This window comes from Streptomyces sp. Y7 (assembly GCF_043195415.1).
Taxonomy (GTDB): Bacteria; Actinomycetota; Actinomycetes; order Streptomycetales; family Streptomycetaceae; genus Streptomyces.
The window spans coordinates 23,433-49,699 of record NZ_JBIDDQ010000020.1 but is presented as its reverse complement, the minus strand read 5'-3'; the positions used below and the strand labels follow the sequence as shown (position 1 = coordinate 49,699).

General features: G+C 71.9%; 27 protein-coding genes. 12 read left to right on the top strand and 15 right to left on the bottom strand.

Features of this window, described 5'->3' with window-relative positions; all coding sequences use genetic code 11:
• Positions 1-17 precede the first annotated feature (17 nt).
• The 6 genes from ACGFW6_RS33740 to ACGFW6_RS33715 all read right to left on the bottom strand — a co-directional run bounded on the left by ACGFW6_RS33740 (position 18) and on the right by ACGFW6_RS33715 (position 5,773).
• A complete protein-coding gene (locus tag ACGFW6_RS33740) occupies positions 18-1,463 on the bottom strand; it encodes a peptidoglycan D,D-transpeptidase FtsI family protein (RefSeq protein ID WP_393518580.1) in 1,446 nt (481 codons plus the stop codon).
• A gap of 55 nt (positions 1,464-1,518) precedes the next feature.
• Entirely contained in the window at positions 1,519-2,181 is a 663-nt protein-coding gene (locus ACGFW6_RS33735) for a response regulator (protein WP_393518577.1), read from the bottom strand.
• Positions 2,178-3,434, bottom strand: coding sequence for a sensor histidine kinase (locus ACGFW6_RS33730; RefSeq protein WP_393518574.1), 1,257 nt, complete (start codon positions 3,432-3,434; stop codon positions 2,178-2,180). Before ACGFW6_RS33730 ends, ACGFW6_RS33735 begins: the two co-directional genes overlap by 4 nt.
• Positions 3,431-4,444 (bottom strand): hypothetical protein, encoded by a 1,014-nt coding sequence (locus tag ACGFW6_RS33725; RefSeq protein ID WP_393518571.1) that lies wholly within the window; start codon positions 4,442-4,444, stop codon positions 3,431-3,433. Before ACGFW6_RS33725 ends, ACGFW6_RS33730 begins: the two co-directional genes overlap by 4 nt.
• Positions 4,445-4,524: 80 nt before the next feature.
• On the bottom strand, positions 4,525-4,995 hold the full coding sequence (locus ACGFW6_RS33720; RefSeq protein WP_393518568.1) for a GNAT family N-acetyltransferase: 471 nt from the start codon (positions 4,993-4,995) through the stop codon (positions 4,525-4,527).
• 4 nt (positions 4,996-4,999) lie between these two features.
• Positions 5,000-5,773 carry an IclR family transcriptional regulator gene (locus ACGFW6_RS33715; RefSeq protein ID WP_030956770.1) on the bottom strand — a complete coding sequence of 258 codons (774 nt, stop codon included), beginning with the start codon at positions 5,771-5,773 and terminating at the stop codon, positions 5,000-5,002.
• A 131-nt stretch (positions 5,774-5,904) separates the two neighbouring features.
• Between ACGFW6_RS33715 and ACGFW6_RS33710 the strand changes: the two genes are divergently transcribed.
• A complete protein-coding gene (locus tag ACGFW6_RS33710) occupies positions 5,905-7,434 on the top strand; it encodes an aldehyde dehydrogenase (NADP(+)) (protein WP_393518564.1) in 1,530 nt (509 codons plus the stop codon).
• A gap of 169 nt (positions 7,435-7,603) precedes the next feature.
• Here the strand turns inward: ACGFW6_RS33710 and ACGFW6_RS33705 are convergent, their stop codons facing one another.
• Together ACGFW6_RS33705 and ACGFW6_RS33700 are read right to left on the bottom strand one after the other, a co-directional pair.
• A complete protein-coding gene (locus ACGFW6_RS33705; RefSeq protein WP_393518561.1) occupies positions 7,604-8,266 on the bottom strand; it encodes a response regulator in 663 nt (220 codons plus the stop codon).
• A 92-nt stretch (positions 8,267-8,358) separates the two neighbouring features.
• Complete coding sequence (locus tag ACGFW6_RS33700; RefSeq protein ID WP_393518558.1) at positions 8,359-10,083, bottom strand: sensor histidine kinase; 1,725 nt, start codon at positions 10,081-10,083, stop codon at positions 8,359-8,361.
• Positions 10,084-10,302: 219 nt separating this feature from the next.
• Here ACGFW6_RS33700 and ACGFW6_RS33695 point away from each other — a divergent pair, with 219 nt between their 5' ends.
• Together ACGFW6_RS33695 and ACGFW6_RS33690 are read left to right on the top strand one after the other, a co-directional pair.
• A complete protein-coding gene (locus ACGFW6_RS33695; protein WP_393518556.1) occupies positions 10,303-10,899 on the top strand; it encodes a hypothetical protein in 597 nt (198 codons plus the stop codon).
• Between the two features lie 53 nt (positions 10,900-10,952).
• Positions 10,953-11,564: a DUF1349 domain-containing protein gene (locus ACGFW6_RS33690; RefSeq protein ID WP_393518554.1), complete on the top strand. Its 612-nt coding sequence runs from the start codon at positions 10,953-10,955 to the stop codon at positions 11,562-11,564.
• Here ACGFW6_RS33690 and ACGFW6_RS33685 read toward each other — a convergent pair.
• A complete protein-coding gene (locus tag ACGFW6_RS33685; RefSeq protein WP_393518552.1) occupies positions 11,524-12,927 on the bottom strand; it encodes an MFS transporter in 1,404 nt (467 codons plus the stop codon). The genes ACGFW6_RS33690 and ACGFW6_RS33685 overlap by 41 nt on opposite strands.
• A 70-nt stretch (positions 12,928-12,997) precedes the next feature.
• On the opposite strand from ACGFW6_RS33685, the gene ACGFW6_RS33680 reads away from it, so the two are divergent.
• From ACGFW6_RS33680 to ACGFW6_RS33655, 6 genes are all read left to right on the top strand, one after another.
• Positions 12,998-13,993 (top strand): GlxA family transcriptional regulator, encoded by a 996-nt coding sequence (locus tag ACGFW6_RS33680; protein ID WP_393518549.1) that lies wholly within the window; start codon positions 12,998-13,000, stop codon positions 13,991-13,993.
• Positions 13,990-14,499, top strand: coding sequence for a GNAT family N-acetyltransferase (locus ACGFW6_RS33675; protein ID WP_393518546.1), 510 nt, complete (start codon positions 13,990-13,992; stop codon positions 14,497-14,499). The genes ACGFW6_RS33680 and ACGFW6_RS33675 overlap by 4 nt, the downstream gene beginning before the upstream one ends.
• A gap of 85 nt (positions 14,500-14,584) precedes the next feature.
• Positions 14,585-15,301: a DsbA family oxidoreductase gene (locus ACGFW6_RS33670; protein WP_393518543.1), complete on the top strand. Its 717-nt coding sequence runs from the start codon at positions 14,585-14,587 to the stop codon at positions 15,299-15,301.
• A gap of 95 nt (positions 15,302-15,396) precedes the next feature.
• Complete coding sequence (locus ACGFW6_RS33665) at positions 15,397-16,446, top strand: aminotransferase class V-fold PLP-dependent enzyme (RefSeq protein ID WP_393518540.1); 1,050 nt, start codon at positions 15,397-15,399, stop codon at positions 16,444-16,446.
• A gap of 40 nt (positions 16,447-16,486) precedes the next feature.
• Positions 16,487-17,092: an RNA polymerase sigma factor gene (locus tag ACGFW6_RS33660; protein WP_393518537.1), complete on the top strand. Its 606-nt coding sequence runs from the start codon at positions 16,487-16,489 to the stop codon at positions 17,090-17,092.
• Positions 17,093-17,164: 72 nt separating this feature from the next.
• Entirely contained in the window at positions 17,165-18,166 is a 1,002-nt protein-coding gene (locus ACGFW6_RS33655; protein WP_393518534.1) for a maleylpyruvate isomerase family mycothiol-dependent enzyme, read from the top strand.
• An 18-nt stretch (positions 18,167-18,184) separates the two neighbouring features.
• Here ACGFW6_RS33655 and thpD read toward each other — a convergent pair whose 3' ends face one another.
• From thpD to ACGFW6_RS33625, 6 genes are all read right to left on the bottom strand, one after another.
• The gene (gene thpD, locus ACGFW6_RS33650; RefSeq protein WP_393518531.1) at positions 18,185-19,087 is read right to left on the bottom strand and encodes an ectoine hydroxylase; all 903 of its coding nucleotides are present in this window, start codon (positions 19,085-19,087) and stop codon (positions 18,185-18,187) included.
• A 7-nt stretch (positions 19,088-19,094) separates the two neighbouring features.
• Positions 19,095-19,499: an ectoine synthase gene (locus tag ACGFW6_RS33645; protein WP_393518528.1), complete on the bottom strand. Its 405-nt coding sequence runs from the start codon at positions 19,497-19,499 to the stop codon at positions 19,095-19,097.
• A 100-nt stretch (positions 19,500-19,599) separates the two neighbouring features.
• Positions 19,600-20,871, bottom strand: coding sequence for a diaminobutyrate--2-oxoglutarate transaminase (gene ectB, locus ACGFW6_RS33640; RefSeq protein WP_393518525.1), 1,272 nt, complete (start codon positions 20,869-20,871; stop codon positions 19,600-19,602).
• Positions 20,872-20,901: 30 nt separating this feature from the next.
• A complete protein-coding gene (gene ectA, locus ACGFW6_RS33635; protein ID WP_393518523.1) occupies positions 20,902-21,408 on the bottom strand; it encodes a diaminobutyrate acetyltransferase in 507 nt (168 codons plus the stop codon).
• 306 nt (positions 21,409-21,714) lie between these two features.
• The gene (locus ACGFW6_RS33630) at positions 21,715-22,248 is read right to left on the bottom strand and encodes a DinB family protein (RefSeq protein ID WP_393518520.1); all 534 of its coding nucleotides are present in this window, start codon (positions 22,246-22,248) and stop codon (positions 21,715-21,717) included.
• Positions 22,249-22,461: 213 nt separating this feature from the next.
• On the bottom strand, positions 22,462-23,565 hold the full coding sequence (locus ACGFW6_RS33625) for a pyridoxal-phosphate-dependent aminotransferase family protein (RefSeq protein WP_393518517.1): 1,104 nt from the start codon (positions 23,563-23,565) through the stop codon (positions 22,462-22,464).
• 205 nt (positions 23,566-23,770) lie between these two features.
• Here ACGFW6_RS33625 and ACGFW6_RS33620 point away from each other — a divergent pair, with 205 nt between their 5' ends.
• From ACGFW6_RS33620 to ACGFW6_RS33610, 3 genes are read left to right on the top strand one after another with little or no spacing between them, the layout of a single operon-like run.
• Positions 23,771-24,619 carry an ABC transporter substrate-binding protein gene (locus ACGFW6_RS33620; RefSeq protein WP_393518514.1) on the top strand — a complete coding sequence of 283 codons (849 nt, stop codon included), beginning with the start codon at positions 23,771-23,773 and terminating at the stop codon, positions 24,617-24,619.
• Between the two features lie 5 nt (positions 24,620-24,624).
• Positions 24,625-25,458, top strand: coding sequence for an amino acid ABC transporter permease (locus ACGFW6_RS33615; RefSeq protein WP_381576351.1), 834 nt, complete (start codon positions 24,625-24,627; stop codon positions 25,456-25,458).
• On the top strand, positions 25,455-26,264 hold the full coding sequence (locus ACGFW6_RS33610) for an amino acid ABC transporter ATP-binding protein (protein WP_393518511.1): 810 nt from the start codon (positions 25,455-25,457) through the stop codon (positions 26,262-26,264). The genes ACGFW6_RS33615 and ACGFW6_RS33610 overlap by 4 nt, the downstream gene beginning before the upstream one ends.
• The last annotated feature ends 3 nt before the right edge of the window (positions 26,265-26,267 follow it).

Below are 26,267 nucleotides of genomic sequence, written 5' to 3'. Positions count from 1 at the left end.
GGGGCGCGCAGCCCACCTCACTTCTTCAGCGCCGCCTCCATCACGGCCTTCGCCACCGGCGCGGCCAGCCCGTTGCCGCTGACCTCCGAGCGGGCCGCGTCCGACTGCTCGACCAGGACCGCGACGGCGACCTCCTTGCCGTCGGCCTTGCCGTAGGACGTGAACCAGGCGTACGGCGTCTTGCTGTTGTTCTCGCCGTGCTGGGCGGTGCCCGTCTTGCCGCCGACCGTCGCGCCCGAGATCTGCGCGTTGGTGCCGGTGCCGTCCTCGACGACCGTCTGCATCGCCGACTGGAGCTGCTCGGCGGTCGAGGAGCTGACGATCTCCGTCGTGTCGGCCGAGTCGTCGTAGTTCTCCAGCGTGTTGCCGCTGCTGTCGGTGATCTGCGACACCATGTGCGGCGAGACCAGCTTGCCGTCGTTGGCGATGGCGGCGGACACCATGGCCATCTGCAGCGGCGTCGCGGTGACGTCGAACTGGCCGATGCCGGACAGCGCGGTCTGCGCCTTGTCCATGTCCTTGGGGTAGACGCTCTCGTACGCCCGCACCGGCACGTCCTGGGTCGCGTCGTTGAAGCCGAACTTCTCGGCCATCGCCCGCACCTTGTCCTGGCCGAGGTCGACGGCCAGGCTGCCGAAGACGTTGTTGCAGGAGTACTGCAGGGCGACCCGGATCGAGGCGTCCTCGCAGGGGGCGGACGGGTTCTCGTTCGTCAGCTTGCTGCTGGAGCCCGCCAGCGGATACGGGTCCGGGCTGTCCGTCTTCTCGTCCACCGACGAGTACAGCCCGTCCTCCAGCGCGGCGGCCGCCACGACCAGCTTGAACGTCGAGCCCGGCGGCAGCGGCTGGCGCAGCGCGCGGTTCGTCATCGGCTTGTCGGCGTCCTTGGTCAGCTGCTTCCAGGCGTCCGAGTCCCCGGTGGTGATCCGCGAGGGGTCGTACGACGGGGTCGAGACGACCGCCAGGATCTTCCCGGTGGCCGGGTCGATCGCGACGGCGGCGCCCTTCTTGTCGCCGAGTGCGTCGGAAGCGGCCTTCTGCACGGCCGGGTCGATCGTCGTGATCACGTTGCCCGGATCGGACCGCTTGTTGGTGACCGTGTCCAGCACGCCCTTGAGCCGGGTGTCGGTGCCGTCGAGCAGGTCCCGGTAGATGCCCTCCAGCTGGGTGGCGCCGAACGCCTGCGAGCTGTAGCCGGTCACGGCGGCGTACAGCGAGCCGTCCGTGTACGTGCGCTTGTACGCGAGGTCACCGCTCTTCGTGCGGGCCGAGCCGGTGATCGACTTTCCGCCCACGACGATGTTGCCGAGCGGCTCGCTGTACAGCGCGATCGTGTTCCGTCGGTTGTCCTTGTCGTCCGCGAGTGCCTTGCCGTCGTAGAACTGCACCCAGGTCGCCCTGACCAGCAGAGCGAACACCAGCAGCAGCGTGAAGACGGACGCCCGCCTGATCGTCTTGTTCATCCCACTCCCAAGGACGATCAGGTTGGGGGCAATCGTTCCCTTGCGCCCCGTTTTCTCATCGGGCGTTCATGAAGCCCGCCTCGTACGCGGCGATCACCGCCTGGGTGCGGTCGCGAGTGCCGGTCTTCGCCAGGACCGCCGCCACGTGCGATTTCACGGTCGCCGGACCCACCTCCATCCGCCGTGCGATCTCCGCGTTGGTCAGGCCCTGCGCCATCAGCCGCAGCACGTCGCTCTCCCGTCCCGTGAGCCGCGCCACCCAGGGCGGCGGCGCGGCGTACGCGCGCGCGTGCTCGGCGGCGAGGGCGCGCACGGCCGCCGGGAACAGCAGGGTGTCGGTGTGCGAGACCAGCCGTACGGCCTGGACGAGCGCGTCGGCGTCCGCCCGCTTCAGCAGGAACCCGGCGGCTCCGGCGCGCAGGGCGTCGTACACGTAGGAGTCGTTCTCGAAGGTGGTGACGACGACGATGCGGGGCGGGTCTTCGAGGGTGGCCAGGATCTGCTCGGTGGCGCGGATGCCGTCGATCTCGGGCATCCGGACGTCCATGAGGACGACGTCGGGCCGCAGCTCCCGCACCACCGACACCGCCTCGGCCCCGGTCGACGCCTCGCCGACCACCTCCAGGTCCGGCTCGGCGGACAGGATGGCGCGCAGGGCACTGCGCACCATGCGTTCGTCGTCGGCGAGGACGATCCGGACGGGCGGGCTGGTCGTCATGCGGGTCCCTTCATGGGCAGTCGTACGTGCAGCCGCCACGCCCCCTCGACGGGCCCGGCCTCGGTCGTCCCGCCCAGCAGCCGGGCCCGGTCGGCGATGCCGCGCAGACCGTGACCGCCGCCGGGACGGCAGGACGGGGCCCGCTCCAGCGGGTTCTCGACGGCGATCTCCAGCCGGCCGTCGGTGATCTCGATCCGCAGGGTCACACTCGTGCCGTCGCCGGCGTGCTTGAGGGCATTGCTGAGCCCCTCCTGCACGATGCGGTACGCCTCACGGGAGAGGACCGGCGGCAGGGCCTCCGGGTCGATGCCGACGGCGGCGCTCACTCGCAGCCCGCACGCGCGCGTGCGCCGCAGCAGACCGGAGAGGTCACCGGCGAGCGTCGGCGCGGGGGCCGTACCGGGCGCGTCGCCGTCCCTCAGCACGCCGAGCACGGCGTCGAGCTCGCCGACCGTGCGCCGGGTCGTGTCCTCGATCGCGGCGAGCGCCTCACGGACGAACTCCGGGTCGGTGTCGAGCACCCGGCGGGCCGCGCTCGCCTGCAGGGTGACTGCGCTCAGCGCGTGGCCCACGGAGTCGTGCAGTTCGCGCGCGAGCCGGTTGCGCACGGCGAGGTCGGCGGCGCGCGCCTCGGCCGCCGCGAGCCGGTCCTCCGGCGCCGGACCGAGCAGCGCCGGCGCCCAGCGGGCCAGGAGCGTGCCGGAGACCGCCGCGCAGCCGACCAGCGCCAGCATCGTCGCCACGCCCGCGAGCGGCGCCAGCGCCAGTACCCAGGTGTGGTCGAGGGGCCCGGGCAGCTCGACGAGGGTGTCCCCGCCCAGCCACACCAGCAGCGGCAGCGCGGTCAGGAACCCGGCGAACGGCGGCACCGCCAGCGACATCCCCGAGATGATCCCGCCGAACCCCAGATGCAGCGTGAACCAGGCCGCCGCCCGCCCCTTCGCCGCCCAGGTCCGCGCGGGGCCGTGGGCGAGCCGGTCCGCCTCCAGCCCGCACAGCGACCGCACGGCACCCGACTCCAGGGGCCGGGTCAGCGGGAACACGGCGGCGGTCAGGGCGGCCAGGGGCAACCCGACGGCGAAGGACAGGAGTTGCAGGGGCAGGTCGTTGAAGACGTACCGGGAGTCCATGGCGGGGCCCACGATCAACTGGCCCACGAAGACGTACGGCATGGCGAGCGCGCCGCCGAGGATCAGATGGATCCAGCGCAGCCGCGCCCGCCGGCCGAACAGCAGCCGGACGAAGTCGTTCACGGCGTACGGCACTTGACCCTCGCCGAGCGCTCCGCGAGGAAGTGGACGCCGAGTCCGGCGACGAGGATGCCGACGATCATCTGGCCAGCGTAGGTGAGGTTCATCAGCTGCGTCGGGCGGTCGGCGATGTCGTCGACCCCGCCCAGCGAGGCCAGCGACAGCCAGCCGCCCCAGCAGGCGACGGCGGCCGAGCCGACCCAGGCGAGCGCGAGCGGCACCAGGACGGGCAGGGCGCGCCCCCGGCGGAAGGCGAGTTGCCAGGCGCCCACGACGGCGGTGGCGAGGAAGAGGACGTACATGACCTCGAGGATCCGGAAGTCGGCGGTCGCCTCGTCCGCGCGGCCCTCGCTGAGCCCGGCCGTCCCGCCGCAGGCCCACAGCAGATGCACGGTGAGCGGGAACAGCGCGAGGAGGCCGGCGGCGACCGCCGTCACCCGCTGGGCCGGACCGAGGACACCGACCGGCAGCTCCCACACCCGTCCCCGCCACAGCCGAGCCCACCGGTCCCGGCCGTACAGGGCGAACAGCGCGCCCAGGGCGAGCCCCTGCACGATGAACCCGCTGTACACGACGGCGAACACCCACTCGTCGAGGAAGGGCTCGCCCGCGGGGCCGCGGTGTCCGCCCGCGCCGAACACGCGTGCGAGGAGCTGGAGCGGGAACCCGGTCATGATCGGCGCGAGCAGCCCGGTGGCCACCCAGGCGGGCAGGACGAGCAGCCACGCGGGCACCCGCAGCCCCCACGGCCGGGTCAGCACCAGCGCGAGCACGATCACGGCACTGTCCAGCAGCACGGAGATGCCGTTGGCCACCGCCATGGACAGCCGGTGCTCCAGCAGCGGGCTGCCGTCCGGGATCCCGAGGTGACTCCCCGCGATCCAGGCGGCCTTGAGCCCGAGATACGGCACGCACGAGACGATGGCGACGGCCCGCAGGATCCGGCGGGGCCGACTGGGACCGACGGCGCCTGCGCGGTCGGTGTCCGGGGCGGGAGCGAGCGTCTGCGTCATGCCTCCACGCTCCCGCGCGACGGCACGGGTCCACCTCCTGCGCGACGGTGATCCGTCTCCGCCGCGCGGGGGAGGCCCGCTCAGCCCACCAGCGCCAGGACCAGTTCGTCGATCTCCTCGCCCCGGGCGTTCGCGAACCCCCGGGCCCTGGCCCTGACCTCGAAGCCGCACTTCGTCAGCACCCGCAGCGAGCCCTCGTTGTCCGCCGCCGTCCGTGCGTACAGCGGGCGTTCGGGCACCACCGCGAGCAGCCCGCGCAGGGCGGCCGTGGCCACCCCGCGGCCCCAGTACGCGCGGTCGACCCAGTAGGTGACCTCGCGCTCGCCGGGCTCCCCGTACACCGCCGCGCTGCCCACCACGTCACCGTCGGCCAGGATCGTGCGGAGCACGTCCGCGGAGGAGCGGATCCGGCTCCAGTGCGCGTCGAACGCGTCCCGGTCGGCCGGGTCCTTGGGGGTGAAGGCCGCCATGCGCAGCGCCTCGGGGTCGTTCATCTGCCGGTAGAAGACCGGCAGATCGCTGTCGTGCACCTCGCGCAGTTCCACATCCATGGGGTCAGAGCCTACGAGTGGCCAGTGTCAGCCGGTCACGCGCGTCGAACAGCGCGTCCTTCACCATCTGTTCGTGCGCGGGCGTCAGCCGGGCCACCGGCACCGAGCAGCTGATCGCGTCGCGGGCGGGCGTGCGGTAGGGGATCGCGACGCCGAAGCAGCGCAGGCCCAGGGTGTTCTCCTCGCGGTCCACGGCGAAGCCCTGCTCGCGGACCTGGTGGAGCTCCTCGATGAGCTTCTCGCGGTCGGTGATCGTGTTCTCGGTCAGCGCGGGCAGCGTCTCCGGGAGCATCTTGCGGACCTGCTCGTCCGAGTAGGTGCTCAGCAGCGCCTTGCCGAGGGACGTCGAGTGCGCGGGCAGCCGGCGGCCGACCCGGGTGAAGGGGCGCAGGTAGTGCTGGGACTGGCGGGTGGCGAGGTAGACGACGTTCGTGCCGTCCAGACGCGCCAGGTGGATGGTCTCCGTGGTGTCGTCCGACAGCCGGTCCAGGGTCGGGCGGGCCGCCGCGACCACCTCGTCGCCGTCGATGTACGACGTGCCGACCAGCAGCGCGCGTACGCCGATGCCGTAGCGGGTGCCGGTCGCGTCCGTCTCCACCCAGCCCAGCTCGACGAGCGTGCGCAGCAGCATGTAGAGGCTGGACTTGGGGTATCCGACGGCCTCCTGGACCGCCGCGAGGGAGTGCATGCCGGGGCGCCCGGCGAAGTATTCGAGCAGTTCAACCGTCCGTACCGCGGACTTGACCTGCGCCCCGCCGCCCGTCTCGCCTGCCGACATCGCCCTTGACCCCTTCGTTGGACGGGAAATAGTCTCCGACAGCGTATTCATCATCAGAGACAGTGTTCAGTATATCGAACACCCCTGGTGGATGACCCAGTACTGCGGCATTACATGTGGAGGGACCCGCGGTGGCAGCAGCACCAGTCTGGAGTGTCGACCCCCGAACCGGGAAGCAGCGTGAACAGGTTGCGGTGGAGGCCACAGCCCAGGAGGTGGACACCGCCGTCCGCGCCGCGCACGACGCCCGCGCCTCCCTCGCCGACCGCGCGGTCCGCTCCGCGTTCCTGCGCACCGCCGCCGACAAGCTCCAGGCGGCCAGGGAAGGGCTCGTCGAGACCGCCGACGCCGAGACCGCGCTCGGCCCGGTCCGCCTCACCGGCGAACTCGCCCGCACCTGCTACCAGCTGAGGGCGTTCGCGGACATCGTCGACGAGGGCGCCTTCCTGGACGTCGTCATCAACCACCCCGACGACACCGCGACCCCGCCCGTCCCGGACCTGCGCCGCTACAAGGTGTCCCTCGGCGTCGTCGCCGTCTACTCGGCGTCCAACTTCCCCTTCGCCTTCTCCGTGGCCGGCGGTGACACCGCCAGTGCGCTGGCCGCGGGCTGCCCGGTCGTCGTCAAGGCGCACCCCGACCACCCGGCGCTGTCCGAGCTGGTCGCCAAGGTGCTGCGGATGGCCGCCGCCGAGCACGGCATCCCGGCCGGCGTCGTCGGTCTGGTGCACGGCTTCGAGGCCGGTATCGAGCTGATCAAGCACCCGCTGGTCGCCGCGGCCGGCTTCACCGGTTCCGTACGCGGGGGCCGCGCCCTCTTCGACGCGGCCGCCGCCCGCCCGGTCCCGATCCCCTTCCACGGCGAGCTGGGCTCCCTGAACCCGGTCGTCGTCACCGAGGCGGCCGCGACCGAGCGCGGCGAGGAGATCGGCACGGGCCTGGCCGGATCCATGACGCTGGGCGTCGGACAGTTCTGTGTGAAGCCGGGCCTGGTGCTGGTGCCGTCCGGCGCCGCCGGCGACGGCCTGCTGAAGTCGCTGACGGACGCCGTCAGCGACACCGACGCCGGGGTCCTGCTCGACCACCGGATGCGCGACAACTTCATCGCCGGGGTCGCCGAGCGCACCGCACTGCCCGACGTGCAGTCGCCGGTGACGCCGGGCGCGGGCGGCGAGCACACGGTCAGCGCCGGGTTCCTGACGGTGGCGGCCGACAGGCTCGCCGGCGAGGGCGCGTACGACCTGCTCCTGGAGGAGTGCTTCGGCCCGGTCACCGTGGTGGCCCGCTACGACGACGACGCGCAGGCGCGGACCGTGCTGTCCCGGCTGCCGGGCAACCTCACCGCGACGGTCCACCTGTCCAGCGAGGAGGCGGCGGGCGAGGGACGCGGCGCGGAGATCCTCGCGGAGCTGACGCCGCTCGCCGGGCGGGTGCTGGTCAATGGCTGGCCGACGGGTGTCGCCGTGGCACCGGCGCAGCATCACGGTGGTCCGTACCCGGCGACGACCTCGACCTCCACGTCGGTGGGCGGCACGGCGATCGAGCGGTGGCTGCGGCCGGTCGTCTATCAGGGGGCGCCCGCGGCGCTGCTTCCCGCGGAGCTTCGGGACGAGAATCCGCTGGGGCTGCCGCGACGGTTCAACGGCACGCTGGAGCGCTGAGCGCTTCGCCGGGCGGGCCGGGTGATTCGGCCGTCGCCGGTCCGCGGCGCCGTCGTGGCCGGTCGCGCAGTTCCCCGCGCCCCTGACGGCGTTGCGGGCTGCCGGGGTCGGAACGCGGCCACCTGGCCCGCGTCGCACGGGGCGGTGCGGGCCGTCGGCGTTCTGCGGGTCAGTTCGTGTTCGGTTCCAGGCCCGCGTCTCGGGCCAGGAGGGCGGCCTGGACCCGGTTCTCGCAGTCGAGCTTGGTCAGGATGCGGCTGACGTACGTCTTCACCGTCGCCTCGCTCATGTGCAGGCGGGCGCCCGCGTCCGCGTTGGACAGGCCCTCGCCCAGCAGGGCCAGGACCTCGCGTTCGCGGGCGGTCAGGCCGGCCAGCCGGCGGCGTGCCTCCTCGCCGCGCGCGGTGGCGGCGGGGGAGGCGAGGGTGTCCACGACGTGCCGGGTGGCGGCCGGGGAGAGATAGGCGTTGCCGGCCGCCGCCGCACGGACCGCGTGGATCAGTTCCTGCGGCGCGGAGTCCTTCAGCAGGAAGCCCGCACCGCCGTGACCGAGGGCCCGCAGCACGTTCTCGCGCTCGCCGAACGTGGTCAGGATCAGCACGCGCACGCCCGGCGCGGCCCGGCCCATCTCGGCCAGCGCCGTCAGCCCGTCCATCACCGGCATCTGGATGTCCAGCAGGGCCACGTCGACCGCGGTGCTCCGGGCGGTCCGGACCGCCTCCCGCCCGTCCGCCGCCTCGGCGACGACGTCGATGTCGTCCGCCGACGTGAGGATCATCCTGATGCCGGCCCTGATGAGCGGCTCGTCGTCGGCGACGAGGACCCGGATCACGCGGCCTCCTGCGCGGTGTCGGTGCGATGAACGGATGGCGGAGCCCCGTCATCATGCCCGATCCGGTCACAGGGGCGACCACGTGCCGCCGGTCAGAGCTTGTCCTTGAAGCTCTCCTTCGCGACCAGCTTCCCGTCCCGGAAGCAGAAGCGGTAGACGATGTCCTCGTCGAGGTCCAGGTAGTGACGGCACTTCGCGCCCTCGGGCAGCGGCGGGCCCTGCTTCTCCTGGCCGTCGGTGAGCAGCGAACTGCCCTCGGGCAGCTCGGCCTTCACGTCCGCCTCCGCGTCGCCGATCTTCGCGGACTCGTAGACGTCGGCCGATATCGTGCCGCTCTCCATCTCGTCCCACAGCGCCTTGAACCCCCAGGCGCCGAGGGCGACGACGCCCACGACGAGAACGACGGCGGTGACGGCGCAGCCGAGGGCGACCTTCTTCTTGCTGCTCATGATGGCGGCGAACTCCCCTTGCGGATCGGAACGGTCGATGACCGCACCACCGTCGCCCGCCGCACCCCCGCCGGGCTGCCGCCGAAAGTCGTCACCCGCCGAGACGGAGGTCGCGCCCTCGGGAGGGGGCAGGGTCTCCCCACCGCCGTACGGCAGCACCGCGGCGAGCCGGAAACCGCCGTCGGGCGTGGGACCGGTGTGCACCATGCCGCCGACCAGCCGCGCCCGCTCCCGCAGACCCGCCAGGCCCTGACCGCCGCTCACCGCGGGCGGGGACGCGGGAACCCCGGCCGGCACGGGCCCGTTGGACACCTCGACCACCAGGCTGTCGGGTTCGTAGCGCAGCGCCACCGCGATCGGGGCGCCCGGCGCGTGCTTGTGCGCGTTGGTCAGGCCCTCCTGGGCGATGCGGTACGCGGCGTGGTCGGCGGCGGGCGCGAGAGGCCGTACGTCCCCCGAACGGTGCAGCTCCACGGCCGCGCCCGCCGCTCGGGACGACTCGACCAGGCCGTCGACGGCCGCCGCCACCCGGGCCGCCGGGGTTTCGGCGTCGGACCCGTCCGGCTGCCGCCCGGCAGGCGCGCCCGCGTCGTCCCGCAGGATGCCCACCGCCTCCCGCAGCTCCCGCATCGCCGTGCGCGACGCCTCCCGCAGGATGCCGACCCCTTCGCGGTGGCGGTCGCCCAGCTCCGGGTCCACCTCCAGCGCGCCGGCGTGCACCGCGATCAGGGCGAGCTGGTGGCCGAGGCTGTCGTGCATGTCCTGGGCGATCCGCTGACGCTCCAGGAGCCGGGCCTGTCGTGCCACCATCGCCTGTTCGCGCACCAGTTGGGCGTTGTGCCGCCGCAGGGCGTCGAGCAGCGCGTGGCGCTGGGCGCGATAGCGGGAGGCGAGGCCGGGCACGATGACCAGCGCCAGGAACGAGCCCGCCGCCAGCGAGCCCGTGACGATCACCGAAAGCCGGACCTCCTCGTCGCGCGCCGCGCCGATGCCGACCACGGTGTACAGCACGAACGCGGCGGCGTACGCGGCCAGCGCGCGTGAGGGGCGCATGATCCGGCTGCCCGCCGACCAGCTCGCGTACATCAGCAGCGGTACCGCGCCGCTCGCCACTCCGGCCATGGCCGAGGCGAGGATCAGCACCGCCGCCGGCAGCGAGCGGCGGGCCAGTGACAGTACGGCGGCGGACAGGGCCACGACGACGGTCCACGCGCCGAAACCGGGACGGTCGTCGAAGAGGCCCGCCAGTGCGGCGAACACGACGACGAGAACGCTCTCGCCGATGATCCGCTTGCGGGGCCAGGGAGAGGCGGCGAGGAGCCGGGAGCGGAGCGGCCGGTCCGTACGGGGTGTCTGTGCTGCGTCCACCGCGCAGACGATAGCCAGCCGCCCGGGGCCGCCCGCATCCGCCCTTCGGCGCGGTCCGCAGCGACGAAAGTCGACACCCGCCACCCGCCGGGCCCGTCATCTTTGGTCGCTGCGGACGTCGACTTACGAGGACTGACCCGGGCCGGGACCCGCGGTGAGGATGGATCCGCCGGACGAGGACGCCGGCGGCCACCCACCACCGGCACGGAGAGTGAAGCGATGGACAGCGCGCGACCGCAGGCGAACGAGCGGTTCACCATCCGGCAGAAGACCACCTTCATGATCAACCGGTACGTCGTGACCGAGACGCTGCCGGACGGCTCCGACGGCAAGGTCGTCGCCTTCGCCGAGCAGAAGCGGATGGCGCTCAAGGAGCAGATGACCTTCTACACCGACGAGTCCAAGGGCCGTGTGCTGTTCACCGCCAAGGCCCGCCAGGTCCTGGACGTCGGCGCCGCCTACGACGTGTGCGACGCGCTGGGCAACCCCGTCGGCACGTTCCGCAAGAAGTTCGCCGCCTCCCTGCTGCGCTCGACGTGGGAACTGGAGCAGCCGGGCTCCGTCAGCGCCGTCGGGACCGAGCGCAACCGGTTCGTGGCCGTGCTGCGCCGGGTCTGGGAACTGCTGCCGCTGGACTTCGTACCGTTCGCGTGGCCGTACCACTTCGACTTCGCCTCGGACGGGAAGCCGGTGATGAAGGTCGACAAGAAGATGGGGCTGCGCGACCGCTATCTGCTCGACGTGGCCTCGCCCGACCTCGACCTGCGCCTCGCCATCGCCCAGGCCGTCGCCCTGGACGCCCTCCAGTCCCGCTGACGGGGACCCCCCTCGGGCGAGCGGGACGGGGGACGGCCTGGAAGAATCCCGCCATGGACCTGGAAATCCCCGAACTCCCCTTCCCGCTGCGCACCTACGGCCCCGACGGCCACTGGTCCTACGAGGACGACGGCATCCTCTCCGGATGGGCCGGCCCCCGGCAGGACCGTTTCGTGCCGCCCACCGGCGAGGCCCTGGACGCCGCCTCCGACGCGCCCCGGCTGCTCGGCGCGCCCGAGGGCGACTTCCAGCTGATCGCCCGCGTCACCGTCGGCTTCGCGGCCGCCTTCGACGCGGGCGTCCTCCACGTCCACGTCGGCGAACGGGCCTGGGCCAAGCTGTGCCTGGAGTACTCCCCGGACGTGCCCACCGTCTGCACGGTCGTCACCCGGGGCCACTCCGACGACGCCAACTCCTTCACGGTCGAGGGCAGCTCGGTGTGGCTGCGGGTGAGCCGCACCGGCCGCGCCTTCGCCTTCCACGCCTCCCGCGACGGCGAGCGCTGGACCTTCGTCCGGCTGTTCACGCTCGGCGACGAGAAGGAGACCGGTGCGGCCCTGGTCGGCTTCATGACGCAGTCGCCGCTGGGGGAGGGGTGCGTGGTGACCTACGACCACCTGGAGTTCAGGCCGCACTGGCCGAAGGACCTGCGAGACGGAAGCTGAGCAGGCCCGTCACCGCGAGCAGCGCCGCGCTGATCACCAGGCTCAGCCGCATCCCGGCCACGAAGCCGTCGGAGATCAGCGCCCCGAAGACGGCGATGCCCAGCGCCCCGGCCATCTGCCGGGCCGCGTTGAGGACACCGGCGGCGAGGCCCGCCCGCTCCGCCGGCACGGCGTCCATCATCGCCGCCGTCAGCGGCGGCACCGTCAGCGCGCAGCCCAGCGCCATCGGGAGGAGGAGCAGCGCCACCACGACCGGGGGCGTGCCGGCGTCGACGAACAGCATCACCAGCAGCCCCACCACGGCGATGCCCTGGCCCAACGCCATCGGCAGCCGGGCGCCGTACCGTCCGGCGAGCTTGCCCGCCACCACGTTCGTCACCGCGATCAGGCCCGTCATCGGCAGGAACATCAGCCCGGCCTGGAGCGCGGAACGCCCCTGGACCTGCTGGAAGAAGAGCGAGAAGACGAACACCATGCTGTAGAAGGCGACGCTGACGGCCGCTCCCGTCGCGACCGTCACCGCGACGGTCCGGTCGCGGAACAGCCCGAGCGGGACGACCGGGTGCGGCCGGCGCGCCTCGACACGGAGGAACGCGGCCGCCGCGACCACGGCCACCGCGAGCGCCGCCCAGCCCGCGGTGCCGCCCTCGATCACCGCGAACGTCAGCGCGGTGAGCGCGACCACCGCCGTCACCTGGCCGGGCAGGTCCAGCGGCGCCGGGCGACGCCGCGAGCGCGGGGCCCGAACCAGCAGCGCGAGGATCAGGGCGCCCACCGGAAGGTTGACGAAGAAGATCCCGCGCCAGTCCCAGGCCGTGGTCAGCACACCGCCCACCACAGGGCCCAGCGCCACCGCCGCCGAACCGCCCGCCGCCCACACGGCCACCGCCCGCGCCCGCCGCGCCGGGTCCGTGTACGCCTGCCGCACCAGCGCCAGCGAGGCGGGCAGTACGACGGCCGCCGCGACGCCCTGCACGACCCGCGCGCCGATGAGGGAGGGCAGGTTCGGCGCCAGGCCGCAGGCCGCCGAGGCGAGCGTGAAGAGGCCGGCGCCCAGCGCGTACGCCCGGGTCGCCCCCGCCCGGTCCGAGAACGCCCCGGTGGACAGCATCAGCGCGGCGAACGCCAGCGTGTAGGCGTCCACCACCCACTGCAGGCCGGTCATCCCGCCGCCGAGGGAGTCGCCCATCGCGGGCAGGGCCACGTTCACGATGGACGCGTCCAGGCAGACCAGCGCGAAGCCGAGGAGACCGGCGGTGAGGGTGAGAGCGGCGGAGGGAGATCCGGGTTCCTTGCGCTTCGACATCAACTCGCCCCGGCTGTGGGCGAGTTGACTGTTTTCGCGCGTCACGTTCGTCGACATGCCTCCATCCTGCGGATCGCCGCCGACGTACAGTAGTGGCCAAAATGCCATGCAGCCGGAGGTTCTGGCCATGTCCCCGTCGTTCGCCCCGCACCGCATCGCGGTCGTCGCGCCCTCGCCCGTGTCCATGTTCAACCTCGCCATTCCGGAGATGCTGTTCGGCAAGGTCGAGGTCGACGGACGCCCCGGCTACGAGGTGGTCATCTGCGCGGCCGAGCCGGGACCGGTGCCCACGAGCGGCGGACTCGACCTGTACGTACGGCACGGGCTCGACGTCGTCGGGGCCGCGGACACCCTGCTCGTCGCCGGGACCGGGGAGCCCTTCGAGCCGGACGGGCGGATCGTGGCCGCCGTGCGCGAGGCGGCCGCCGCCGGCAAGCGCATCGCCTCCCTGTGCACCGGCGCCTTCCAGCTCGCCGAAGCGGGCCTGCTGCACGGCCGCAGAGCCACCACGTACTGGGCGCACGCCGAGGAGCTGCGCCGCCGCTACCCGCAGGTCGACCTGCGCGGAGACGTGCTGTACGTCCAGGACGGGCCCTACGTCACCTCCTCCGGCTACGCCGCCGGCATCGACCTGTGCCTGCACGTCATCCGGACCGACTACGGCGCCGCCGTCGCCAACGAGGTCGCCCGGCGCGCCCTGGTCGCACCCGTGAGGCCGGGCGGCCAGACCCAGTTCACCCAGACCCCGTTGCCGCCCGAACGCGGCAACGCCTGCTCCGACACCCGCGGCTGGGCCATGCGCAACCTCGACAAGCCGCTCACCCTCACCGACCTGGCCCGCCATGCCGGCGTCAGCGTGCGCACCCTCACCCGCCGCTTCCACGCCGAGAGCGGGGTGAGCCCCTTGCAGTGGCTGCTGCACCAGCGCATCGAGCGCGCCAAGGAACTCCTGGAGGCCACGGACCTGCCGATGGACCAGGTGGCCCGCGCCGCCGGCCTGGGCACGGCCGACTCGCTGCGCGGGCATCTGGTCCGCCGCACGGGTCTGACGCCGAGCGCCTACCGGGCGCAGTTCAGCCGGCTCGGAACCGGGGCGGCCGGGGCCACGTCCTCCGTTGCATGATCAGTGACCGAGTGACCGCGCACCGGATGATCCGTACCGTCGTGCCCGCCGAGGCGGAGACGGTCGCCGCCCTGCACGCGCGTGCCAGGGCGACGTACTACCCGGACGGCCTCCCCGACGACGGCACCGACTGGTCCGCCGCCTGGCGCGGCGCCATCGAGCGGCCCGACGGGCATGTGCTGTGCGTGGTGGAGAACGGCCGGATCGTCGGACTCGCGTCCTTCCGCCGGCCCGAGGGCGGCCCCGCCGGCACGGTCAAGCTGTTCCAGTTCCACGTCGACCCCGACCACTGGGGCCGTGGCGTCGGTACGGCCCTGCACGCGGCCTGCGTCGAGGAGTGGCGGGCGGACGGCATGCGCACGGCCGTGCTCGACGTCCACGTGGACAACCGTCGGGCGCAGAGCTTCTACGCCGGCCGGGGCTGGCAGCCGGACCCGGAGAACCCGCCCGCCGAAGGCGACCACCACCTGTACCTCAGTTTCTCCGTGCCGGGCGACGCCACCTGACCGGGAATGAAGCCCGCTGCTTGAACGTTCATCCAGTCTGCGGAGGGTGTCTCCGTATCCGTCCGAGCTGGAGAGAGCCGTAGACATGCGCGTCGAGATCTGGAGCGACATCGCCTGCCCCTGGTGCTACGTGGGCAAGGCCCGCTTCGAGAAGGCGCTCGAAGCCTTCCCGCACCGCGACCAGGTCGAGGTCGTGCACCGCTCCTTCGAGCTGGACCCCGGGCGCGCCAAGGGCGACACCCAGCCGGTGATCACCATGCTCACCAAGAAGTACGGCATGAGCGCCGCACAGGCACAGGCCGGCGAGGAGAACCTCGGCGCGCAGGCCGCCGCGGAGGGCCTCGCCTACCGCACCGAGGGCCGCGACCACGGCAACACCTTCGACATGCACCGGCTGCTGCACTTCGCCAAGGAACAGGGCCGCCAGGACGAACTGATCCAGGGCCTGTACAAGGCGAACTTCGCCGAGGAGCGGTCCGTGTTCTCCGAGGGCGACGAGCGCCTCGTGGAGCTGGCCGCCGCCGCTGGACTCGACGCCGAGGCCGCCCGCAAGGTCCTCGCCGACCCGGACGCCTACGCCGACGACGTCCGCGCCGACGAGCGCGAGGCCGCCGAGCTCGGTGCCAACGGAGTGCCCTTCTTCGTCCTCGACCGCAAGTACGGCGTCTCCGGCGCCCAGCCCGCCGAGGTCTTCCAGCAGGCCCTGACCCAGGCATGGGGCGAGCGGTCGCCGCTTCGGCTCATCGACCAGGGTGACGCGGACGCGTGCGGCCCCGACGGGTGCGCGGTACCGCAGAACTAAAAGCGCAGGTGACGGCGGATCTATAAGGGCTGCTTGGCGAAGCCACGCAAAAACAGGCAATGGACTATGAGGTCTCCCGGGCCCACAGTGGAGCCATGGAGACCTTCGAGAGCCTCGTCCGTACCGAGTTCGCGCCGAAGAACACCTACCTGAACACGGCCAGCACCGGCCTGCTGCCGGCCCGTACCGTCACCGCCATGCGGACCGCGGTGGAGGCCGCGGCGGCCGGGCGGCCGACCGACATGTTCTCCGACGTCGAGGCGAGCCGCGCCTGCTTCGCGCGGCTCGTCTCCGTGCCCGAGCGCCGGGTGGCGGCCGGGGCCTCCGTCGCGGTCTACAGCGGCCTGATCGCCGCCTCCCTCCCGGACGGCGCCGAAGTCCTCACCGCCGAGGGCGACTTCAGCTCCGTCGTGAACCCCTTCCACGTCCGCACCGACCTCAAGGTGCGCACCGTGCCGCTGGAGCGGGTCGCCGAGTCGGTGCGGCCCGGTACCGCCCTGGTCGCGGTCAGCGCCGCGCAGTCCGCGGACGGCCGGGTGGCCGACCTGCCCGCGATCCGGGAGGCGGCGCGCCGGCACGGGGCGCGTACGTACATCGACGCGTCCCAGGCCGCCGGATGGCTGGACTTCGACGCGGACGCCCACGACTACTCCGCCTCCGTCGCCTTCAAGTGGCTCGTCTGCCCCCGGGGCGTGGCCTTCCTGGTCGTCCCGGAGGACCTCGGCGGGCTCACCCCGCTGTTCGCCGGCTGGGTCGCGGGGGAGCGCCCCTGGGACGCCTGCTACGGCCCCATCGACGAACTCGCCCACTCCGCACGGCGGTTCGACGAGAGCCCCGCCCTCTTCTCCTACGCCGGCGCCCGCCGCTCCCTCGAACTGCTGGAGGAACTCGGCGTGGACGCCGTGCGCGCCCACGACCTCGCCCTCGCCGACCGCTTCCGGGCGGGCCTGGCCTCCCTCGGCCACGAACCCGTCCCCGCACCCGGCTCGCCGATCGTCTCCGTGCCCGGACTCGGCAGCCGCCAGGGCGACTTGAGCGGCGCCGGAGTGGAGGTCTCCGACCGCGCCGGCAATCTGCGCGCGGCCTTCCATCTCTACAACACGCCCGCCGATGTCGACCGTCTGCTCGACGTCCTCTCCGCCTGAACCACTGGCGCGGGCCCTGCCGGGACGCTAGGAAGGGCACGTGGAGTCCACGGGCGGTACCTCCGCACCGCCGCCTGCCGACGCGGAGGTGCACCGGCGGCTGGTGTACGGCGACGAGTCCGCGCTGGCCGAGGTGTACGCGGCGTACGGCGGGCTGGTGCGGCGGGTCGCCGTGCGCGTCACACGCTCGCCGGCCGCCGCCGAGGACGTGGCGCAGGAGGTCTTCGCCCACCTGTGGAGCCGGCCCTACACCTTCGACACGCGCCGTGGCTCGCTGCGCACCTGGCTGTCCGTGCTCGCCCACCGGCGGGCCGTGGACTGGGTGCGCAGCGAGGCCCGGCACCGCAAGGCCGCCGGCGCCGACGACTCGGTGCTCCAGGCCATCCCCGACACCGGTCCCGGTCCCGACGAGACGGTCGTCGACCGCGAGCGCTCCCTGCTGCTGCACACCGCCCTCGCCGAACTCCCGCAGCCGCAGCGCGAGGTCGTGCACCTCGCCTACTTCGCCGGCCGCACCTACCGGCAGGCCGCCGTGGAGCTGGGCATACCCGAGGGCACGGCCAAGACCCGGCTGCGCAGCGCCCTGCGCGCCTTGGCGGAAACTTTGGCCGACCCACCGGACCCGGCGCTCGAAAGGGGCGCATGATGGCGAGAGGGGTACCCGCGGGAAAGGCGGGCGAGGTTCTCGCCGGCAACGGGGACGGAGAGGAGGCGCGCGATGACCGACGGACACGGATCCGTCCCTGATCTGCTGGCCGCCTGGGCCTTCGGCGCCCTCGACCAGGCCGACACGCGGACGGTCTCGGCGCACCTGGCCGGGTGCGAGAGCTGCGCCGCGGAGGCGGCGAGGCTGAAGGAGACGGTACGGCTGCTCGACGGGTCGCCGCTCACCGCTCCCACCCCCTCGCCCGACGGTGTCCTCTCCCTCGCCCTGCGCACCCGGCCCTCCGTCGCCGGTGTCGCCGGGCACGCCGCGCCCTACGCCGCCGCGGTCGCCGGGCTGAAGGGACTGCTGCCCGAGCTGGCGGGCCGCTGGACCACGCCGGTCGTGCACGACTGGGACGCGCACGCCACCGTCGCCCACCTGCTGGCCGCCGACGAGCACCTGTCCGGCCGGCTCGGCGTCGACGCGCGGGTGCCGCCCTCACGGATCGAGGAGGGCACGCACTGGGAGGACGCCTGGAACCGGCGCAGCGCCGATGTCATCGCCCACGAGCACGGCCGTACGCCGGAGGAGACCGTGGCCGACTGGGCCGCGCAGGCCGACGAGCTGCTCGGCACGCCCGAGGCCCACGACGACGAACTCGCCGCGCGGGCCGTGACACTGATGGGGATGCGGCTGCCGGTCGCCGACCACTTCCTGGTGCGCGGCTTCGAGACGTGGATCCACACCGACGACATCGGCCGCGCGCTCGGCCTCGCCGTCCCGCTGCCGCCGCCGGAGCACCTGGATCGGCTGGTCCGCCTCGCGGTGCGTGTCCTCGGGGCGGCCCTGGGACCCACCGCGCCCCCGGTGCTGTTCTCGGTCACCGGGGGCGAGGAATGGGTGCTGGGTTCCGCGGACGAGCCCGTACGGGCCGAACTCAGTCTCGATCCGTACGACTTCTGCCTGCTCGTCGGCGGACGGTACGCCCCTGAGGCGGTGCCCCGGGGCGCCACGGGCGACGCGGCCGCCGTACGGAACGTACTGGAGCGGGCCGCGTCGCTGGCGTGGCTGTGAAACCCGCCCGGGCGAGGCTCACTTCACCGGGGTGAAGTCCCGCGCACCGATGAACTCCGGGCGCCGGATCGGAGCCGCGAAGGGATCCACGGCCGCGTTGTCCACGCTGTTGAACACGATGAACACGTTGCTGCGCGGGAACGGCGTGATGTTGTCGCCGGAGCCGTGCATGCAGTTGCAGTCGAACCAGGTCGCCGAACCGGCCTTGCCCGTGAAGAGCTTGATGCCGTACTCGGAGGCCATCTCCGTCAGCGCCTCGTCCGACGGCGTGCCCGCGTCCTGCATCTGGAGCGACTTCTTGTAGTTGTCCTTCGGCGTGGCCCCCGCGCACCCGAGGAAGGTCCGGTGCGAACCGGGCATGATCATCAGCCCGCCGTTGGTGTCGTGGTTCTCGGTCAGCGCGATCGAGACGGACACCGTCCGCATGTTCGGCAGGCCGTCCTCGGCGTGCCAGGTCTCGAAGTCCGAGTGCCAGTAGAAGCCACTGGCCCCGAAGCCCGGCTTGACGTTGATCCGCGACTGGTGGACGTACACGTCCGAGCCGAGGATCTGCCGCGCCCGGCCGACGACGCGCTCGTCGCGCACCAGCGCGGCGAACACCTCGCTGAGCTTGTGCACCTCGAAGACGGAGCGGATCTCCTTGGACTTCGGCTCGATGATCGACCGCTCGTCCGCGCGGATCGCCGGGTCGGCGATCAGCCGCTCCAGCTCGCGGTGGTAGACGTCCACCTCGTCCGCGCCGATCAGCTGGTCGATGGCGAGGAAGCCGTCACGCTCGAACGACTGGAGGTCGCCGGCCGTGATCGGGCCCGGCGTGTCGGGTGCGCCCCACACGACGGGGTCCTTGCGCGGCGTCGACACCTCGGTGGCGCCGCGGCTGGGGTAGAGATCGGTGACGTTTCCGGTCATGGCGGTGGTCATGGGTTTCTCACACCTCCTCGGGCTCGGTGAGCAGCGGGTACACCCCGTTCTCGTCGTGGTCCTCGCGGCCGGTCACGGGCGGGTTGAAGACACAGAGGCAGCGGAAGTCCTCCTTCACCCGCAGCGTGTGCCTCTCGTGGCCGTCCAGGAGGTACATGGTCCCGGGCGTGATCACGTGCGTCAGCCCGGTCTCGTGGTCGGTCAGCTCGGCCTCGCCCTCGACGCAGACGACGGCCTCGATGTGGTTCGCGTACCACATCGACGTCTCCGTACCCGCGTACAGGATCGTCTCGTGCAGCGAGAAGCCGACCTTCTCCTTCGCGAGGACGATGCGCTTGCTCTCCCAGGTGCCGGACGCCGATTTCACATGGCGGTCGGTGCCTTCGATGTCCTTGAACGAACGGACGATCACGGTGCTGCGATGCCTCCTAGGTGGGGGTGTACTCGGTGCTCCCGGCGGGACGGACGGGCCGGGGCGGCCCGTCCGTCGGCCGGGGGTCTTTCGGCGCCCGTCAGGCGGTCTCGGTGACGGCGCGGGCCAGGACGCGGAGCCCCTCGTCGAGCTCGTCCGGGGTGATGGTGAGGGCGGGCAGCAGTTTGATGACCTCGCTCTCGGGACCGGACGTCTCCACGAGCAGTCCGAGCTCGAAGGCGCGGCGCGCGACCCGGCCGGCCCGCTCCTTGTCGTGGAACTCCATGCCCCACACCAGGCCGCGGCCCCGGTACTCCTTCACATCGGGAAGGTTCTCCTCGCAGATGGCGATCAGGCCCTGCTCGACCTGCTCACCGCGCGCCCGGGTCTGCTTCTCCATCGCGCTGCCGTCGGCCCAGTACGACTCCAGGGCGGCGGTGGCGGTGACGAAGGCGGGGTTGTTGCCGCGGAAGGTGCCGTTGTGCTCGCCCGGCTCCCAGATGTCCAGCTCCGGCTTGAACAGGCAGAGCGACATGGGCAGTCCGTAGCCGCTGATGGACTTGGACACCGTGACGATGTCCGGGGTGATGCCGGCCTCCTCGAAGGAGAAGAAGGCCCCGGTACGGCCGCACCCCATCTGGATGTCGTCGACGATGAGCAGCATGTCCTGCCGCTCGCACAGCTCGGCGAGCGCCCGCAGCCACTCCGGACGGGCGACATTGATGCCGCCCTCGCCCTGCACGGTCTCCACGATCACGGCGGCGGGCTTGTTGAGGCCGGAACCCTGGTCCTCCAGGAGCCGCTCGAACCACAGGAAGTCCTCGACCGCGCCGTCGAAGTAGTTGTCGAACGGCATGGGGGTGCCGTGCACCAGCGGGATGCCGGCGCCGGCCCGCTTGAAGGCGTTGCCGGTGACGGCCAGCGAGCCCAGGGACATGCCGTGGAAGGCGTTGGTGAAGGACACGATGGCCTCGCGGCCCTTCACCTTGCGCGCCAGCTTCAGCGCGGACTCCACGGCGTTGGTGCCGGTCGGGCCCGGGAACATGACCTTGTACGGCAGGTCGCGCGGCCGCAGGACCAGGTCCTGGAAGGTCTGCAGGAAGGCCCGCTTGGCGCTGGTGGACATGTCGAGCCCGTGCGTGACGCCGTCACGCTCCAGGTAGTCGATCAGCGCCCGTTTCAGGACGGGGTTGTTGTGCCCGTAGTTCAGCGAACCCGCGCCGGCGAAGAAGTCCAGGTACTCGTGGCCGTCCTCGTCGTACATACGGCTGCCCCGCGCGCGGTCGAAGACTGTGGGCCAGCCGCGGCAGTAGCTGCGCACCTCGGACTCGAGGGTCTCGAAGACGCTGAGGTCGGGCTGGGTGATGGTCACGACGAATCGCTCCTCGTTGCGTGGGGGGTGTCAGAGGGAGAGGGGGCCGATGCGGTACAGCACTTCGGGGTCGTGCGGTCCGTCCGGGAACAGGCTGGTGGGGAAGAGCACCTCCCGCTCCAGGGCGGCGCCGTGCCGCTCGGCGAAGGAGTCGAACAGCCGATCGGATGCGGTGTTGCCGGGCGTGATGGTGGTCTCGATGCTCGTGATGCCGTACTCGCCACTGACCCGCGCGACGAGTCCGTCGAGCAGTGCGGCGGCGATGCCGCGGCCGCGGTAGGCGTCGTCCACGGCCACCTGCCAGACGAGCAGGGTGCGCGGACGGTCCGGGCGCACGTACCCGGTCACGAAGCCGACCGGTTCGCCGTGCTCGTCGCGCGCCACGGCCGAGGTGCTCGCGAAGTCGCGGCACCACAGCAGATAGCTGTACGACGAGTTGAGGTCGAGGGCTTTGGAGTCTTTGGCAATACGCCACAGCGCGGCCCCGTCGGCCACCGCCGGACGGTCGATTTGCAGGTCTGCTTGTGCGGCAGTCATGCGAATTGAATTTACCGAGGGAAATTCGAAATTGCATGGCCGCGAGGGGTTACGTGTGGCGCCCGGTTGTGTTATCACGCGGGCGTGAGGGAACCCCTCGATGGCCTGCGATACGCCCCAGTTTGCCCCCGTAATACCACACAAATCGGACGCGGTGTGTAACGCGTCACAGGCATGTAACTCTCACGAGACCTGCCCGAATTAGTCTGGTTGGTGTTCGCGGAATCTTTGCGTTTAAGGTCGAAGAAAGCGGGCAGAAGAGTATGGGGAGCTACCCTGGAAAAGAATTCCAGAATTACGCCGAATTCAGGCTCCCGTAACGCCGTCGAGGCGCTCTCGCAAAATGTCGGCGTGGCCGTTGTGGCGCGCGTACTCCTCGATCATGTGAATGAGCACCCAGCGCAGACTCACCGCCACCCCGGCCATCGGCCCGTCGCCGATCCGCCCCGTGCTCTCCAGCGACCGCCCGGCACACACCTCACGCCCCCGGGCGACCTCCCGCCGCCACACGTCCAGCGCCTCACGGATCCCCCTCCCGGGTTCGAGTCCGTAGCCGCTCTCGTTCCCCCGCCCGTACACCGGCGGAAGATCGAGACCGCCCGCCACTCGCTGGAACCAGTTCCGCTCACACTCCGCGAGATGCTGCACCAGCCCGAGCAGCGTGAGCTCCGACGGCCGGGCGGGCGCACGGCGCACCTGCGCGTCGTCCAGTCCCTCGCACTTCAGCTCCAGCGTGGCGCGATGAAAGTCGAGCCAGCTCTCCAGCATGGGCCGCTCGGCGCCGGTCATGAGGGGGATGGGCCGGCCGTCGGGGAGGGTCTGGGGGGCGTCGGTGGTCATGGGCCGAGCGTGGCACAGCGCGACCGGATACGGCCCGGCCGGCGGTCGATTCCAGCCCGCCCGGCGGAAGGGCACAAGCCGGTGCGCCTCCTTCGGCCCGTCGGCCGGCGGGTGCGGCGCGGTCCGCGCCCCTCAGTCCGCCCGGCGTTTGAGGGCGAGGCCGTGCAGGCCGATGGGGGCAGGGGGTGGAGCCCCTGGTGGGGTGGGACGTGGCTAGTGTCGGGCGCTGTCGGCGACCGTCCGGAGTGCTCCCTCCACGTCCACGTCCAGCCCCTGCTCCGCCAGCGCGGAGCCCAGCGCGGCCAGGGAGCCCCGGACGGCGCCCACGGTCGCATCGGCCCCGTAGTGATTGACCCGGATCATCTCCTTGGCCAGCGCCCCACCCCCCGCGGCCAGCGGCAGCGCCGGATCCGACGTCAGCGCCCGAGCCACCACCTCCGACGCCACCACTCCGGCCGGCACCCTCAGCGTCGTCGCGACAGGAGCCGCGTCCCGCGCGTCGTACACGTACGGCTCCAGCCCGCCGCCCAGAGCCACCGCACCCGCCCGCGTGGACAGCGCCGCGGTCCGATGGCGGCCCATCACCGCCTCCAGCCCGTCCCCCTCGATCCGCTCCACGCACGCCTCCAGCGCGAGCATCTCCAACTGCGCGGGAGCGTGCGGCAGCGCGGTGCGCCCGCCGTCGATCCAGCGGGCCTTCCAGTCGAGCAGCGACAGGTACGACCGCCGCGGAGCCCGCGGATTCGCCGCCATCCGGGCCCACGCCCGCTCGCTCACCGACACCGCCGACACCCCGGCCGGCCCGCCCATCGCCTTCTGCGCCCCGATGACGCACAGGTCCACGCCCCACGCGTCCGGCAGCACCGGCTCGGCCCCGATGGACGCCACCGCGTCCAGGTAGAGCAGCGCCCCGTGCGCCCGCACGACCTCGCCGATCTCCGCGACGGGATTGGTGTTGCCGGTGGCCGCCTCCGCGTGCACCAGGGACACGAAGTCGATCTCCGGGTGCTCGGCGAGGGCCGCACGGATCTGGTCCGCCGTGACCGCCGTGTGGAAGGGCACCGCCAGGTCGATCACGGTCGCGCCGCAGTCCCGCAGCCAGTCCCCGAAGGTCTGCCCGTACGGGCCCGTGATCACGTTCAGCGCGGTCGTGCCCGGCCCCGCCGTGCCGCGGATCGCCCCCTCCAGCGGCAGCAGCGCCTCACCCTGCATGATCACGACGTCCTGACGTGTCCCGAGCAGCCGTGCCACCCGGTCCTCGATGGCCGCGAATCGGGCGGCGCTCAGCGGTGCCAGGTCCAGGAAGGGGTGGGTCACGACGGGACTCTCTTCGCTCAGGGGTCGACGCCACGAGCGTAACCGGGCGGTAACCGGGCATCCCGACACCCCGCCCCGGGCGCCATACAGGGCATCCCGCACCCGACTTCTTAGGTCGAACGGCCACAGAGCCATCGGTTTGGTTTGAGGAGCCCAAACCTTTCCTTATAATCGGAACCCAAAGTTCCCTCACAGGAGGCCCCCCGTGAAGACGACCCTCGGGCGCCGGACCCGCATTCTGGCCGCCACCACCGCGACGGCCGGGCTGGTGCTCGTGGCCGGCTGCTCCTCCGACGGCGACGGCGGCAGCGGCACGAAGACCGCGGCCGGCGGTGTCGAGCTCGTCAAGGCGGGCCAGCTCACCACCTGCACCCACCTGCCGTACCCGCCCTTCCAGTCGGAGATCGACGGCAAGGTGCAGGGCTTCGACGTCGCCCTCATCGACCTGGTCGCCAAGGACCTGGGCGTGAAGCAGGAGATCCTCGACACGCCCTTCGAGAACTTCAAGACCGGCGCCTTCCTCAACTCCGGGGAGTGCGACCTCGCCGCCGCCGGCATGACCATCACCGACGAGCGCAAGAAGAACGTCGACTTCTCCGACCCGTACTTCGAGGCCACCCAGGCCGTCCTGGTCGACAAGAAGAGCGGCATCTCCTCCTTCGCGGACCTCAAGGGCAAGAAGGTCGGCGCCCAGGCGCAGACCACCGGCGAGGACTACGCCAAGAGCAAGGGCCTGGACCCGGTCTCCTTCGAGTCCTCCGACGCCGTCCTCAACGGCCTGCGCACCGGCCAGGTCGAGGCCGTCGTCATCGACTACCCGGTCGTCCAGGGCTGGCTGAAGGACAAGGCCAACGCGGCCGCCTTCGAGGTCGCCGAGCAGGTCAACACCGGTGAGCAGTACGGCGTCACGGTGAAGAAGGGCAACGACAAGCTCCGCGAGGCCATCAACAAGGCGATCAAGGACGCGAAGGCCGACGGCACGTACAAGAAGCTGTACGAGCAGTGGATCGGCCCGTACGACGAGTCCGCCGCCTCTCCGTCGCCCGCCGCCTGACCCCGATGAGCGGCGCAGAGGTACCACTCCAGCCGAAGAAGAAGGGCCTGACCCGGCGCCAGAAGCGCAGCCTGTCGCGCGGCGTCCAGTACGTCGTCTTCGTCGCGGCCGTGATCGCCTTCGCGGTCGCGGCCGACTGGGGCCGGCTGAAGAACCAGTTCGCGCAAGGGTCGATCGCCCGGGAGATGTTCCCGGACGTCATCACCCTGGCGCTGAAGAACACCGTGCTGTACACCGTGTCCGGCTTCGTCGTCGGACTGGTCCTCGGCATGGTGATCGCGCTGATGCGGCTGTCGTCCGTCGGCCCGTACCGCTGGCTCGCCGGCATCTACATCGAGATCTTCCGCGGTCTGCCCGCCCTGCTGATCTTCATCTTCATCGGCGTGGCCGTACCGCTGGCCTTCCCGGGCACGGAGATCCCGGGCGGCACCTACGGCAAGGTGGCCCTGGCCCTCGGCCTGGTCGCCGCCGCGTACATGGCGGAGACGATCCGCGCCGGCATCCAGGCGGTGCCCAAGGGCCAGATGGAGGCGGCGCGTTCGCTCGGCTTCTCGCCGGCCCGGGCCATGATCTCGATCATCATCCCGCAGGCGTTCCGGATCATCCTGCCGCCGCTCACCAACGAACTCGTCCTGCTCTTCAAGGACTCCTCGCTGGTGCTGTTCCTCGGTGTCACGCTGGAGGAGCGCGAGCTGTCCAAGTTCGGCCGTGACCTGGCCAGCCAGACCGCCAACTCCACGCCGATCCTGGTCGCCGGCCTGTGCTATCTGCTGGTGACGATCCCGCTCGGCTTCGTCGTACGCCGTATGGAGGCGAAGGCCCAGGAGGCCGTGAAATGAGCGAGAGCCCCACCGTGGCCGGCCCGGAGATCGAGGTCCGCGGCCTGCACAAGTCCTTCGGCGACAACGAGGTGCTGCGCGGCATCGACCTGGAGATCCGCCCGGGCGAGGTCGTGTGCGTCATCGGCCCGTCCGGCTCGGGCAAGTCGACGCTGCTGCGGTGCGTCAACCTGCTGGAGGAGCCCACCAAGGGCCAGGTCTTCGTCGGCGGCACCGAGCTCACCGACCCCGACGTCGACATCGACGCCGTACGCCGGCGTATCGGCATGGTCTTCCAGCAGTTCAACCTGTTCCCGCACCTCACGGTGACCGAGAACCTCACGCTGCCGCAGCGCCGGGTCCTCGGCCGCGACAAGGCCGCCGCGGCCAAGGTCGCCGCCGAGAACCTGGAGCGGGTCGGCCTGTCCGAGAAGGCGACCGCGTACCCGGCGTCCCTCTCCGGCGGCCAGCAGCAGCGTGTCGCCATCGCCCGCGCCCTCGCCATGGGGCCGCAGGTGATGCTCTTCGACGAGCCGACCTCCGCGCTCGACCCCGAGCTGGTGGGGGACGTCCTGGCGGTCATGCGCATGCTCGCGAACGAGGGCATGACCATGATGGTCGTCACGCACGAGATGACCTTCGCGCGCGAGGTCGCCGACCGGGTCGTCTTCATGGACGGCGGAGTGGTCGTCGAGGACGGCGCCCCGGCCCAGGTCATCGGCAACCCGACGCACGAGCGGACCCGCCACTTCCTGTCCCGGCTGCTGGACCCCGCGATGGCCGACGTCGAGGAGGAGACCTCCGACCAGGTGGGCAAGGGCGAGTAGCCG

Coding starts and splice junctions, on each gene's coding strand:
- ACGFW6_RS33740 (WP_393518580.1), bottom strand. CDS start 1,463: ATGAACAAGACGATCAGGCGGGCGTCCGTCTTCACGCTGCTGCTGGTG.
- ACGFW6_RS33735 (WP_393518577.1), bottom strand. CDS start 2,181: ATGACGACCAGCCCGCCCGTCCGGATCGTCCTCGCCGACGACGAACGC.
- ACGFW6_RS33725 (WP_393518571.1), bottom strand. CDS start 4,444: ATGACGCAGACGCTCGCTCCCGCCCCGGACACCGACCGCGCAGGCGCC.
- ACGFW6_RS33720 (WP_393518568.1), bottom strand. CDS start 4,995: ATGGATGTGGAACTGCGCGAGGTGCACGACAGCGATCTGCCGGTCTTC.
- ACGFW6_RS33715 (WP_030956770.1), bottom strand. CDS start 5,773: ATGTCGGCAGGCGAGACGGGCGGCGGGGCGCAGGTCAAGTCCGCGGTA.
- ACGFW6_RS33695 (WP_393518556.1), top strand. CDS start 10,303: ATGGACAGCGCGCGACCGCAGGCGAACGAGCGGTTCACCATCCGGCAG.
- ACGFW6_RS33690 (WP_393518554.1), top strand. CDS start 10,953: ATGGACCTGGAAATCCCCGAACTCCCCTTCCCGCTGCGCACCTACGGC.
- ACGFW6_RS33685 (WP_393518552.1), bottom strand. CDS start 12,927: ATGTCGACGAACGTGACGCGCGAAAACAGTCAACTCGCCCACAGCCGG.
- ACGFW6_RS33680 (WP_393518549.1), top strand. CDS start 12,998: ATGTCCCCGTCGTTCGCCCCGCACCGCATCGCGGTCGTCGCGCCCTCG.
- ACGFW6_RS33675 (WP_393518546.1), top strand. CDS start 13,990: ATGATCAGTGACCGAGTGACCGCGCACCGGATGATCCGTACCGTCGTG.
- ACGFW6_RS33670 (WP_393518543.1), top strand. CDS start 14,585: ATGCGCGTCGAGATCTGGAGCGACATCGCCTGCCCCTGGTGCTACGTG.
- ACGFW6_RS33665 (WP_393518540.1), top strand. CDS start 15,397: ATGGAGACCTTCGAGAGCCTCGTCCGTACCGAGTTCGCGCCGAAGAAC.
- ACGFW6_RS33655 (WP_393518534.1), top strand. CDS start 17,165: ATGACCGACGGACACGGATCCGTCCCTGATCTGCTGGCCGCCTGGGCC.
- thpD (WP_393518531.1), bottom strand. CDS start 19,087: ATGACCACCGCCATGACCGGAAACGTCACCGATCTCTACCCCAGCCGC.
- ectA (WP_393518523.1), bottom strand. CDS start 21,408: ATGACTGCCGCACAAGCAGACCTGCAAATCGACCGTCCGGCGGTGGCC.
- ACGFW6_RS33630 (WP_393518520.1), bottom strand. CDS start 22,248: ATGACCACCGACGCCCCCCAGACCCTCCCCGACGGCCGGCCCATCCCC.
- ACGFW6_RS33615 (WP_381576351.1), top strand. CDS start 24,625: ATGAGCGGCGCAGAGGTACCACTCCAGCCGAAGAAGAAGGGCCTGACC.
- ACGFW6_RS33610 (WP_393518511.1), top strand. CDS start 25,455: ATGAGCGAGAGCCCCACCGTGGCCGGCCCGGAGATCGAGGTCCGCGGC.